Raw genomic sequence first — 12,790 nt, forward strand, 5'->3', positions numbered from 1 at the left:
TAGCAATTCTTATACAAAAAGTATCATGTATGATTGCACTGGAAGTCAAGAATCCAGAAGAGGAAAGGGAGTTTTTGGAGTTCGCTGTTAGGCTCTATAAAAATGAAGCAAATTGGATCAGGCCTTTGGATAAAGATATTCAGGGCCTTTTTCATCCCGAGACCAACAAGCTTTTTAAGCTAGGCGGAAAGGCCAAAAGATGGCTGTTGAAAAATGAGCATGGCGATACCTTAGGGCGTATAGCAGCGTTTATTAATCCCAAGTGGAAAGAAAAACAAGCAACTGGAGGTGTAGGCTTTTTTGAATGCATTCCTGAAAAGGAAGCAGCCTTTTTGTTATTTGATACCGCAAAAGAATGGCTGGAGTCTGAGGGAATGGAAGCAATGGACGGTCCGGTAAATTTTGGCGAAAGAGATAAATGGTGGGGGCTTTTGGTAGATGGGTTTTCACCGCCCAATTACAACATGCCTTGGAATTTTGATTATTACAGGGCTTTTTTTGAGGAGTATGGGTTTCAGTTGTACTTCAGGCAGTTTACCTATATGAGGCCTGTAAAGGGAGTTGGCTTCGATGAGAAAATGATTGATCGGGCAAATAAAATTCTGGGTGATCCGGAATTTGAGTTTCGGCATATTTTCGGCAAGGAACTTCAGGAAAAAGCCCCTCAGTATTTCATGGATGTTTACAACAAGGCTTGGGCGAGACACATGGGCAAAAGTCTTGCATTGAAAGAGACCCAGCTGATGTTCAAAAAAATGAAACCCATTATGGACCCGAGGCTGATTTATTTTGGGTTCCATAATGGAGAGCCAATTTCTTTTTTTATCAATATCCCTGAAATCAACCAGATTTTTAAGCATGTCAATGGCAAAATGGATCTCATCGGAAAATTGAAGTTTCTTTGGAACCAAAAGTTTAACCCACCCAACAAAATGCTTGGGTTGGTGTTTGGAGTTGTGCCAGAGTTTCAGGGAAAGGGTGTGGAATCTGCAATGATTATGAGTTACAATGAACAATTTGCCAGCAGGAACTCTTTTCCATACAAGACCATAGAAATGAATTGGATCGGGGACTTTAATCCGAAAATGATGCGCGTATGTGAGCAACTCAATGCGACCATTTATAAAACACACCATACCTACAGGTATCTTTTTGATAGATCAAAACCTTTTGAAAGGCATAAAATATTTGAATAATTATAAAAGTTGAAAATTTATAAAAAATATGATGAAAAAATACGACGTTACGGGTATTGGAAATGCATTGGTTGATATAGAATTTAAAGTCACAGATAAGTTTTTTGAAAATAATCAGGTAGAAAAGGGCCTGATGACATTGGTGGATGAAGACCGTCAAAATGAGTTGATGGGAGTCATCAATACCGAAGAGGCCAAAAAGCAGTGTGGTGGATCAGCAGCGAACTCTGTGATTGCCGTAAGCCAGTTTGGAGGTAAATCCTATTATTGTTGTAAAGTGGCCAATGACGAATTGGGTCGCTTTTTTGTAGAAGACATGAAAGAATCAGGTGTAGATAATAACCTAGACCCGGATAAGCTGGAAGACGGAATTACCGGAAAATGTTTGGTAATGGTGACCGAAGACTCGGAGAGGACTATGAATACTTTTTTGGGGATCACTCAAAACTTTTCTGTTAAAGAAATCAATGAATCTGCAATCAAGGATTCTAAATACCTATTCATTGAGGGATACCTTGTAACCTCACCGAATGGAAAAGAAGCCATGATGCATGCAAAAAAAACCGCTGAAGAAGCTGGAACTAAGGTGGCACTTACTTTCTCGGATCCTGCCATGGTCAAATACTTCAAAGAAGGGTTTGACGATGTGATCGGACCCAGTGTGGATTTGCTTTTTGCAAACGAAGAAGAAGCCATGCTTTACACAGGGAAAGACAGTTTAGAAGAGGCCCGCGAAGAAATGAAAAAGGCTGCCAAGCATTTTGTGATTACTCAGGGGAAAAACGGAGCCATGATCTTTGATGGTGATACCTTTATCGATATTGAGCCTTACAAAACTACTGCAATAGATAGTAATGGAGCAGGAGATATGTTTGCAGGAGCATTTCTTTATGGAATTACCAATGGACATAGTTATGCAAGTAGTGGTAAGTTGGCCTCTATGGCGAGTTCTAAAATAGTCAGCCAATTTGGACCTAGGCTAAAATGGCATCAGGCAAAAGAAATATTAAATAAGCTTAATCCGTAATCAGATCTGCTGAGCCCATTTATCCAGCTATTTGAAGCTTAAAATCATCAATTTACCATTTGTACTGCCTAAAAAATTAAGATTTAATTTGCATAGGAAAAAATATAATTATATTTTCCCATCAAATTTTTAAAACATTGCGATCATCATTGAATTTATGCTATTAAATAAATTAATGAGTAAAGTTTCGACAATAAGAAGTACTTAAAGAAAAATTAAACCAATTCGTATGAGAAAGTTAAGCTTTACGCTGATTTTGAGTGCATGTTTGGCACTTACAGCACTGGCCCAATCTAAAATTGAATTCAGGGAATTTACCTTGGATAATGGATTGCATGTAATCCTGCACCAGGACAGAAGTACTCCGATTGTAGCTACTACTGTTTTCTATCATGTAGGTTCAAAAAATGAGGATCCCGAAAGAACTGGGTTTGCCCATTTTTTTGAACACTTGATGTTTGAAGGGACAGAAAATATCCCTAGAGGCAAGTATTTTGAAATAGTGGAATCAGCTGGTGGTACGCTCAATGCGGGTACAAGCCAGGATTACACTGTTTACTATGAAATTTTGCCTTCCAATCAATTAGAATTGGCCTTGTACTTGGAGTCTGAAAGAATGCTTCACGCCAAAGTAGATCAGATCGGGGTAGACACTCAAAGAGAAGTGATCAAACAGGAAATGAAGCAGGTGATGGAAGAACGTCCTTATGGCAACTTCCAGAGGGAATTGCCGATAAGATTGTACACCAACCACCCTTACAGATGGCCGATTATTGGTGCTGCTGAACATTTGGATGCAGCCTCTTTAGAGGAGTTTGTGGATTTCTATAAGACATTTTATGTGCCAAATAATGCCACCTTGACTTTGGTTGGTGATTTTGAATACGATGAGGCAGAAGAAATGGTCAAGAAATATTTCTCAGAGATTCCGAAGGGAACCAAAGAAATGAGAAGGCCAAATGTTGAAATTGAAAGGTTGGCAGAGGAGATCAAAGACAATGTTTATGATAATATCCAGCTTCCAGCAGTTTTTCAAGGGTATATCATGCCGGCCAAAAACCACGAAGACTACTATGCTTTGGATCTGTTGAGTACCTACCTTCTTTCCGGTAAGAGCTCCTTAATGTACAGAAAGCTGGTAGATGAATCGCAGAAAGCTGTTCAGGCGGCAGCCATCCCTAATAACCTGGAAGATGGGGGCATGTTTATTATCCTTGCCATTGCCAATATGGGTATTGAAGTAGAAGATCTCCACACCGCCGTCGATGAGATTTTGACAGAAGTCAAAGAAAACGGTATCAGCGAAAATGATTTCACCAAACTATTGAATATTAAAGAGACCCAATATGTCAATAGCCTTGGGTCAGTAGCTAACATAGCCATGGAATTGGCACAGGCGCATGTCTTCTACGGAGAAGCTGACTATATCAATAAAAAGTTGGAAAAATATAGAGCTGTAAAGCCCGAAGATATCAAGAGGGTAGCCAATCAATACCTTACCAAGGACAGCAGAGTAGTGTTAAACTACCTTCCAAAATCGGCTCAGACTACAGAATGATCACTCTTTAATCAAAACGAGAAATGAAAAAGTTATTCATATATTTTATAATGGCCCTGTTCGCTACTTCAGCAGTAGCACAGGTAGATAGAAGTAAAATGCCGGAACCGGGCCCAGCACCGGAAATCAAACTAGGGAATGCTGAAAGCTTCACTTTGGACAACGGTTTGAAAGTATTTGTGGTCCAAAACTCAAAATTACCTAGGGTTTCTTATACTCTTATTATTGACAGAGATCCTGTTTTGGAAGGTGACAAGGCAGGGATGCTTGGATTTGTAGGCGATATGCTTACTGCAGGTACTACCAATAGGCCTAAGGACGAATTCAATGAGGAAATAGATTTTCTTGGTGCAAGAATATCAGGATCTTCTACTTCTCTAAGTGCATCTACCTTGACCAAAAACCAGGAAAAGGTATTGGAATTGATGGCTGATGTACTTTACAATGCCGTTTTTCCTGAGGAAGAATTGGAAAAACTAAAGACAATGGTAAAGTCATCTTTGGCTTTACAAAAGAACGATCCCAATGGAATTTCCAATACTTTGACTACGAAATTGGCCTATGGAACCGATCATCCTTACGGTGAGGTGAGTACCGAAAAGACAGTAGATAATGTTACAGTAGAGGATATCAAGCAATATGTGAATACTTTCTTCAGACCTAATATCGCTTATTTAGCTATTGTTGGAGATGTAGATTTGGCAACTGCTAAATCTTTGGTAGACAAGCATTTTTCCAAATGGGAAAAAGCTGAAGTACCTACTTTTGAGTATGACATGCCTCAGCCTCCATCTGAAAATGTAGTTGCTTTGGTGGACAGGTCAACTTCCCAACAGTCTGTTATCAACGTTACATATCCTATAGAAAACAGTTTGGCATCAGAAGATTATCTGGCCAATAGAATTGTAGGATTTGTGTTGGGTGGAGGAGCTTCTTCCAGGTTGTTTATGAACCTTAGGGAAGACAAAAGCTGGACTTATGGGGCAAATGCTTCAATAGGCCAAGATGAGTTAGTGGCCACCTTTTCTGCTTTTTCAAGTGTAAGAGGTTCTGCTACGGATTCTGCGGTAAACGAATTTATTTATGAAATCCGAAATCTTAGAGATAATGGTATCACAGAGGAAGAGTTGGCATCTGCTAAAGCCAATCTCAGTGGATCCTTTGGAAGATCCCTAGAGAGTCCCTCTACGATTGCGAACTTCTTTTTGAATATTGAAAGGTATAATTTACCTCAGGATTACTACACCACCTACCTTCAGCGTCTCAATGCTTTGACAATAGATCAAGTCAACGCAGCTGCAAAACGAGTCCTGAAGCCTGAGAACATGTACATAACCGTTGTGGGCAACGGCTCAGAAGTACAAGAAGGGCTTTTGGCTTTTGGTGAAGTTCAAAGGTTTACCAATACAGGAGATCCAGAGGTAAGCGTAGCTGTGGATGAAAGTGTAACCCCTGAAGCTGTAATCAAGTCCTATTTGGCAGCTATTGGTGGAGCAGAAAAAGCAAAAAGTATAAAAACCTCAAAAATAGAATCTTCAGCAGAAATCCAAGGGATGAAATTAGGAATGTCTTATGTATATGACGAAGAAAATCAGGCATTTTCCAATAAGGTCTCTATGATGGGAAATGTTGCTTCGCATACCGTGATAAAGGATGGAAAAGCTAAAGTTACAGCAATGGGCCAATCCCAAGAGTTGACTGATGAGCAGTATGAGGCGGCAAAAATGAGCATGTTTATTTTCCCTGAACTTCATTATGACCTGATGGGCTACACCATGGATATTGATGGAATTCATGATGTTGATGGTGAGCAGGCCTTTAAATTGGTGATTTCTAATCCGACTGGTGCGAAAACTATTAACTACTACAGTGTTGACTCTGGTTTGAAATTGAAATCAGAAAGTGCTGAAACAGGAGAAATGCTTTTTTCAGAATACCAAGAGGTCGAAGGGGTCAAATATCCAATGCTGACTGTACTTAAATCTCCTATGATTCCAATGCCTTTGGAAGCAAAAGTGGAAAAAGTGGAATTTAATGTTCCAATATCAGAAGATGATATGAAATAGGTTTTATTTAAAGTGGGGAGGAAACTTCCCCCTTCTTCAACAAAAATATTCTATACAATGAAAAAAATAAAAATTTTAGCAATAGCATTAGCGATGAGCTTTCCAATGAGTTCAAGCTTTGCGTATGTTAGCTCTTCAGAGGTGGAGATTAACCCCTCATTAAATGATCCTAGTACCATTATCTCCAACTATATCAATGCTATTGGAGGTAAAGATAAAGTCAGTAAGATCAAAAATGCAGTTGTCAATATGGAAGCTGAGTTTCAAGGTGCTAAAATCGAAATGAAGCAGATTTCTGACAGTGAAAATGAAAGAATGGTTCAGGAAACTTCTTTTATGGGAAATGTAGCGCAGAAAACCACTCTTATTGACGGGAAAGGGAAAGTAATGGGAATGGGTCAGGAAGAAGATCTTTCGGAAGAAATGGTGCAACTGTTGAAAGCCCAAATTTATGTTTTTCCTGAGCAGCACTATGAAGAATTGGGATACAGTTTGGAACTTCAAGGTACCGAGGAAATAGACGGTGAAGAAGCCCATAAATTAATTATTACAACAGGGAATAATCAAAAAACTGTTGAGTATTATTCCTTGAGTTCAGGCTTGAAACTCCGAACCAGTTCAGAGGCGACAGGAGACATAACTTATAGTGATTATGAGGAGGTTGATGGGGTTAGGTTCCCAATGAAGCTGACTATCAAGAGTCCTATGATGCCAGTTGAAATGGAGGCGAAGGTCACTTCTCTGAAATTCAACCAAGAACTATCTGTAGAGGATTTTAAATGATCATTTAAGCTTAATTTTGAAAAAGGGAGTCAAAAGGCTCCCTTTTTTTTATGCATTTGGATGTTCTTTCATCCAGTGGTCAACGGAAAATTTCCCTGAACCATATACCAGGAATGTAATAAGCAATGCCAATACTAAAATGGAAATTTCAAATTCAAGGTTGTTGCTTACAGAAAGAAAACCCTGATTGATGTTGACAAAAAATACAGCAAAAAAGAGTATTGGTAATTGAAACAAAACAGCAAACCTAGTCAGTAATCCAAATGCTATCAATATACCACCGACCAAATGGGCAAAGGCCACATAATGAGCAAGAGCCATATTGAAAAAAGCAAGATCGACATTATTGGCTGTCTGAAGTAAGGCTTCCGTATTAGAAATAAATAAGATACCCTTGTAAAGGATAAATAAACCTAGCGCTATGCGGATATAATCAATCCAAGCAGGATGATGCGAATCCGCCCAATCTTCAATTTTCGTTGTTAAATTCATAGCTGTGGGGTTTTGTTTACGATATATGAATTTACTAAAAAACAACTTCATAATAAAGTAAATAAATGATATTCAGCTATTTAATCCATTTGTCCAATTGAGGGCTAATGTTTTCAAAACTAAGTTTGATTTTTGGAAAGTATTGTCCCGTTTCTTCAGGAATCGAAACCTGGAGCTTGCGGTTGAATCTGTTAATTTTTAAAATAGCCCCTGCTATGTGATTTTTATACAGTGCTTCGTTCCTGCGTTCAATTTCGACAACATCTCCAATCATTAAATGATGAAATGCTTTGGATTCAGGGTGTATTTGGGTAACTACATTTGCCTCATCAATACGGATACCAAACCGGTGAAGAAGTGAATTTTCTTTCATTTCAAATGTTAGGCTGATGCCAAATTCCTTCAAGATTTGAGCAAGAATTGGAACCATATCTAACTTTTTAAAAAGGAGAGTATTGATCAATTTGTAAGCTTCTTGCGACTCTGATTTTACTATTTCTAAAAAGTCATTCAGCAAATACCCACGTGAATTTATTCCGAACTTTTCCCAAAGAGCCTTCATAACCAAATGTAGCCCCGAGCCTTCATGAATCAATTTCAAATCCAAGCACAGTGAAATCAATGAACCTCTATTATAAATGTTGACTTTGTCTTCAGGAATACCTTTAATATATCCATCCAGCCAAAGGTTGAGGCTAGAGTCAACAATTGTTTCATTTTTCCAGCCTAAATTATCAGATTCCTTTTGAATTTGTTTTTCCAATACTCTCAAATAATCCAAGATAGTGAAATAACCTGACCTCAACAGGTAAATATCTCCCATGTAGGAAGTGATACCCTCAAGGATAAAGCCACTGTCTAGATAGACTTCTTTTGAAAGATCATATTTAAGTAATTCATGAGGCCTGATCCTGCAAACATTCCAGAAATGGTATAATTCATGGGAACTTACGCCTATCAATTCATCTAGATTTTTCTTAAAAGCCAAATTAATGGCTTGCCCTATCGTAATCACTGTTGAAAATTTATGCTCGACACCGTGGTAATGTCTGTAGGGAAGTAATTGAAAAATGAAATGATAATCCTCAGCTGGAAAGCTTCCAAAGTCCGTAATCATTTTTTTCGTAAATTCATAAAAGACCTTTTTAAGGTCTGAAATAGAAAAATGAATGTCACCTATAAACCAAAGTTGAAAACGACAACCAAGACAATCATAAAGAGTGTGTGTCATTTTGTTTGAAGCTATCCAAGGTGAGTCCATAGCTTCCTGATATCCCTTTGCTATCCATATTTTTGGAGGTATACTTTTTAACGGTGTGGCCACTTGATAACTTTCGGGAAAATCTACCTCAATCTGGATTTCTTCCCGATCTCTGCCAATGACCTCAAAAATAAAATTACTGAAATTAAGATAAAGCTGTTGATCATCTGACCAGCACCCTCCTGCATCCATTTGAGCGCAGTAATATTCATATTCCACCTGATAGGAACCTTTCTCCTTGGCTGTAAATTTCCAGCAGTCCTTGGAGGATTTATAACATCCTACATCAACGTTATCCTTGTAGACTTTGACCTTTCTGATGTTTTTGGCAAAATTTGCCAATTCATAACGACCAGGTCTCCATGCAGCAACTTGCAAGCTAATCCACTCATTTTCTTCACAAAAAATACTCAAAGTCACTTGGATGAACTGGGAGCAAACTGAGTCCCGTGATATAAAATATTTCATTGATTTGATAGATTGTCTTCAAACAAAAGTAAACCCCTGATTTGTAAATAAAAAAAAGCTATCTATCTTTGCAGTCCTTTTGTAGGAGAACCCACAGAAAGATAGGATTAGGAAAGAAAATATTAAAAAGATAGCGTCATGAAAAGAACATTTCAACCTTCTCGTAGAAAAAGAAGAAACAAGCACGGTTTCAGACTTAGGATGTCAACTGCTAATGGCAGAAGAGTTTTGAAGTCAAGAAGAGCTAAAGGAAGACACAAACTTACTGTTTCTTCTGAAAAAACACTGAAGAAGTAATTTCTGGCATTTAATTTCGGTATCTTGATACGAAATAAAAATGCAATGAATTTCAAACTTGGAAAGAGTGAAAGATTACATTCTGAAAAGTCAATAAAGGAACTTTTTGATAAAGGTTCCTCTTTTTTTTTATATCCCTTTAAGGTAGTTTTATTGGATTTACCTTCCAATCAAGATGGAACTGTTCAGGTGCTTTTTTCAGTTCCTAAGAAGAAGATTAAAAAAGCCGTACTCAGAAACTTCGTAAAAAGACGTGTAAAAGAGGCTTACAGGCTAAACAAACATCTACTATCCGTAGGGCCTCAACGTAGAAAACTTATAGGTTTTATATACGTTTCTTCAGAAGTTGTCAGTTTTCAGTACATTCAGGGAAGAATGGTGAAAGTGATAACTAAAATCAAAGAAATATCAGATTCACAAATACCAAAGGAATGATTTCAAAAAATAAGAACAGGATATATCTCATCTTGGGTGCTGCAATGACAGCATTATTACTTTTTTCATTTGTAAACAGAAATGATAAGCTATTTGCCATAGCAAAGAACCTAGATATTTTTGCTTCGCTTGTAAGGGAATTAGACTCCTATTATGTGGATGAAATTGATGCGGAAAGCCTTGTCACAGTAGGCATCAATGCTATGCTTGAGGAGCTTGATCCCTACACTGAATTCATTCCTGAGGAAAACTCGGATGATTTCAGGCTAATGACTACAGGAGAATATGGAGGTGTAGGGGCACTTATAGGTAACAGAACAGGTGCTAACATGATCCTAATGCCTTATAAAGGTTTTCCGGCACAGGCAGGAGGTCTTCGCATTGGTGATGAAATTCTCAAGGTTGATACTGTCAATGTAGTCGATAAGACAACAGCAGATATTTCGAAGCTATTGAAAGGTCCTGCCAATACTGAAGTTTTTGTTCAAGTAAAGAGAGGTGAAGATACATTGTCTGTTAATCTTACCAGGAGAAAAATTGTCATTAGTAATGTGCCTTATTACGGAAAAATTGATCACCAAACCGGCTACATTAAACTGTCCGATTTTACTACCAATGCTGCGGCTGATGTGAGAAAGGCTTTAGTAGATCTTAAGTCCCAAGGCGTGACTAGACTGGTTCTTGATGTGCGCGATAATCCCGGGGGAATTCTGAAAGAAGCTGTGGAAGTTGTTAACTTGTTTATTCCCAAAGGAAAAGAGGTTGTTCGTACACAAGGCAAGCTCGAAAGTGTGAATGCAGTCTACAAGACAACAAAATCACCTTTGGATAAGGAGATCCCTTTGGTTGTTTTGATCAATGAAAGAAGTGCATCAGCTGCTGAAATTGTAGCAGGTGCTTTACAGGATTATGATAGAGCGGTTTTGATCGGAAGAAAAACATTTGGCAAAGGCCTCGTTCAGACTACGGTGCCTTTGTCTTACAATTCTCAGGTTAAGGTCACTACAGCCAAATATTATATACCAAGCGGAAGATGTATTCAGGCAATTGATTACAGCAAAAAGGATGAAAATGGAAACTCGAACTCAGTTCCTGATTCCCTTAGGAACGAGTTTAGAACCAAAAGTGGTAGAATTGTTTTGGACGGAGCCGGTATTGAACCTGATTTGAAAATTGATTCGAAGTCATACGCACCGATTACTTATAGTCTTGTAGCCAGAAGTTTGATCTTTGATTTTGGGAATGAATTTTTTAGGGAAAATGAGGAGATTCCGGCACCATCGGAATTCCGGATAGAAGAAGATGTTTATCAAAATTTCATTGATTGGCTCGAAGATAAAGAATACGATTACACTACCTATGTTGAGAAATCCTTGGAAGATTTATTGAAATATGCGGAAAAGGAAAAGTATTTCGAAGAAATTCAGCCTACCATAAAGGAGTTGAAGAAGAAAGTAAGTCACAATAAGGAGCAAGACCTTATAACTTATAAAGATGAAATCAAGTCTGCATTGAAAGAGGAGATTATCTCTAGGTATTATTACCAAGAAGGGGTAATTGAATCATCTCTTCATGATGATTCGGAAATTGAAAAATCATTAAAGGTACTGTCTGACCCGAATGAGGTTAAAAGTATTCTGGTAGCATCAGCGGTTAGCAAAAAGTAAAAATGGCCTTAATTCTATCAATTGAAACAGCAACGCCTATATGTTCCGTGGCCTTGCATAATGATGGGAGTCTGATCGATTTTTCAGAGGTTATGCTTGAAAATACCCATGGAGAAATGATTATGGGTATGGTTGATAAAATTATTGAAGCTTCAAAATACAAGAAATCAGATTTGAAAGGTATAGCGGTTTCTGCAGGGCCTGGCTCTTATACAGGACTTAGGATTGGAGTTTCAGTTGCCAAAGGCCTTTGTTTTGGGCTGGGAATTCCGCTGGTTGGTATTAGTACTATTAAAGCGCTGGCTTTTCAAGCGCTTCAATATGTAGAAGATAATGGCGTTATAATCCCATTGATGGACGCCAGAAGGATGGAGGTGTACACAGCCTCATTTGATTCTGAAATGAATTTGATTGATTCGCTTCGCCCCTTAGTAGTTGAACAAAATGTCTTTTTAGATAAGCTTGAAAAGGGCAAGGTTGTTTTTGTTGGGGACGGAGTTGAAAAGCTACGACATTTGCTTGACCATCCGAATGCTAAATTTCCTGGAATTCTAAATTCTGCGAGGGGAGTAGGCGCCTTAGCTTTTAGAGCCTATAAGAAATCTCAGTTTGAAGATTTAGCGTATTTTGAACCTAACTACTTGAAAGAATTTAAAGTGATTAAATCTAAGAAAAATCTATTGCTGCAATGAACGAAATAGTTAACAGGGTAGCAAAGAGCCCGATTATAACCATAGACCTTGAAGATTTTTACAGGAAAGAGGAAAGGTTGTGTTTTGATATAAAGGACCATCTTTTTCAGGGTTTGGTGTTAAAAGAAAAAGATTTCAGAGAGTCTCTCAAGTCTATTGATTGGGAATTATATAAAGGTAAGCTTGTAGCTGTTACCTGTTCTGAAGACGCTATTGTTCCCAATTGGGCATTTATGCTTGTAGGTACCTACTTGACAAAGTCAGGGACTGAATATATTATTGGTGACCTTGAGGCTTTAGAGCAATATCTATTTGAACAAGAATTGTCGAAAATAGATCCTTTACGGTTTGTCGATAAGCCCATTGTGATAAAGGGCTGTAGTAAGTTTTCAGTCCCTCTTTATGCATATGGAAGAGTTTTATCTCTTATTCAGCCAGTTGCTAAGTCAGTGATGTACGGTGAACCTTGCAGTACTGTCCCCTTGTACAAAGCAGTGAAATAATCTCAAAATTGGTGGTTAAAATATTTCTTCTTTTTTTATCAATGTTGTTTGGTAAATACAGCAAAGTGGCATAAGTTTGCAATCCGATTTCAGAAAGATGGTCGAAAAATTGACAAGGATAAAGAAAGAGAAGTTGATAAAATAAAAAAAAATATTTTTTTCATTTTCAGTTTTGCTTCTTAAAAATTAAATCCGATATTTGCACTCGCTTTTGAGGAAAAGCCCTCAACATTCTCTAATAAATAGAGAAAAAGTTCATTGAAATGGTGAAGACAAAACGACACAAGTAACGCAAGTTACAAGAATATTAAAGAGTCAGGAATAATTGATGACTTAAGTCATTAC

Annotated in this window: 12 protein-coding genes; 10 read left to right on the forward strand and 2 right to left on the reverse strand. The window is 37.9% G+C overall.

Going from position 1 to position 12,790, the window contains the following annotated elements; genetic code table 11:
- The first annotated feature begins 29 nt into the window (after positions 1–29).
- The 5 genes from A33Q_RS20740 to A33Q_RS20760 all read left to right on the forward strand — a co-directional run bounded on the left by A33Q_RS20740 (position 30) and on the right by A33Q_RS20760 (position 6,630).
- Entirely contained in the window at positions 30–1,196 is a 1,167-nt protein-coding gene (locus A33Q_RS20740; RefSeq protein ID WP_009032749.1) for a hypothetical protein, read from the forward strand.
- Positions 1,197–1,227: 31 nt separating this feature from the next.
- Positions 1,228–2,223 carry an adenosine kinase gene (locus tag A33Q_RS20745; RefSeq protein ID WP_016255671.1) on the forward strand — a complete coding sequence of 332 codons (996 nt, stop codon included), beginning with the start codon at positions 1,228–1,230 and terminating at the stop codon, positions 2,221–2,223.
- 229 nt (positions 2,224–2,452) lie between these two features.
- Positions 2,453–3,781: a M16 family metallopeptidase gene (locus A33Q_RS20750; RefSeq protein WP_009032747.1), complete on the forward strand. Its 1,329-nt coding sequence runs from the start codon at positions 2,453–2,455 to the stop codon at positions 3,779–3,781.
- Positions 3,782–3,804: 23 nt separating this feature from the next.
- The gene (locus A33Q_RS20755) at positions 3,805–5,847 is read left to right on the forward strand and encodes a M16 family metallopeptidase (protein WP_009032746.1); all 2,043 of its coding nucleotides are present in this window, start codon (positions 3,805–3,807) and stop codon (positions 5,845–5,847) included.
- Between the two features lie 57 nt (positions 5,848–5,904).
- Positions 5,905–6,630 carry a LolA-like protein gene (locus A33Q_RS20760; RefSeq protein WP_009032745.1) on the forward strand — a complete coding sequence of 242 codons (726 nt, stop codon included), beginning with the start codon at positions 5,905–5,907 and terminating at the stop codon, positions 6,628–6,630.
- Positions 6,631–6,678: 48 nt separating this feature from the next.
- Here A33Q_RS20760 and A33Q_RS20765 read toward each other — a convergent pair whose 3' ends face one another.
- Together A33Q_RS20765 and A33Q_RS20770 are read right to left on the reverse strand one after the other, a co-directional pair.
- Complete coding sequence (locus A33Q_RS20765) at positions 6,679–7,122, reverse strand: DoxX family protein (protein WP_009032744.1); 444 nt, start codon at positions 7,120–7,122, stop codon at positions 6,679–6,681.
- Positions 7,123–7,198: 76 nt separating this feature from the next.
- Positions 7,199–8,851 carry a M61 family metallopeptidase gene (locus tag A33Q_RS20770; protein ID WP_009032743.1) on the reverse strand — a complete coding sequence of 551 codons (1,653 nt, stop codon included), beginning with the start codon at positions 8,849–8,851 and terminating at the stop codon, positions 7,199–7,201.
- A gap of 138 nt (positions 8,852–8,989) precedes the next feature.
- Here A33Q_RS20770 and rpmH point away from each other — a divergent pair, with 138 nt between their 5' ends.
- From rpmH to A33Q_RS20790, 5 genes are read left to right on the forward strand one after another with little or no spacing between them, the layout of a single operon-like run.
- Complete coding sequence (gene rpmH / locus A33Q_RS21910) at positions 8,990–9,148, forward strand: 50S ribosomal protein L34 (protein ID WP_009032742.1); 159 nt, start codon at positions 8,990–8,992, stop codon at positions 9,146–9,148.
- A gap of 24 nt (positions 9,149–9,172) precedes the next feature.
- Positions 9,173–9,583: a ribonuclease P protein component gene (rnpA, locus tag A33Q_RS20775; protein WP_316929423.1), complete on the forward strand. Its 411-nt coding sequence runs from the start codon at positions 9,173–9,175 to the stop codon at positions 9,581–9,583.
- Positions 9,580–11,250 (forward strand): S41 family peptidase, encoded by a 1,671-nt coding sequence (locus A33Q_RS20780; RefSeq protein ID WP_009032739.1) that lies wholly within the window; start codon positions 9,580–9,582, stop codon positions 11,248–11,250. Before rnpA ends, A33Q_RS20780 begins: the two co-directional genes overlap by 4 nt.
- Positions 11,251–11,252: 2 nt before the next feature.
- Positions 11,253–11,942, forward strand: a complete 690-nt coding sequence (tsaB, locus tag A33Q_RS20785; protein WP_009032738.1) for a tRNA (adenosine(37)-N6)-threonylcarbamoyltransferase complex dimerization subunit type 1 TsaB — start codon at positions 11,253–11,255, stop codon at positions 11,940–11,942.
- A complete protein-coding gene (locus A33Q_RS20790; protein ID WP_009032737.1) occupies positions 11,939–12,445 on the forward strand; it encodes a DUF2480 family protein in 507 nt (168 codons plus the stop codon). Before tsaB ends, A33Q_RS20790 begins: the two co-directional genes overlap by 4 nt.
- Positions 12,446–12,790 lie beyond the last annotated feature (345 nt).

Source organism: Indibacter alkaliphilus LW1 (assembly GCF_000295935.2).
Classification (GTDB): domain Bacteria; phylum Bacteroidota; class Bacteroidia; order Cytophagales; family Cyclobacteriaceae; genus Indibacter; species Indibacter alkaliphilus.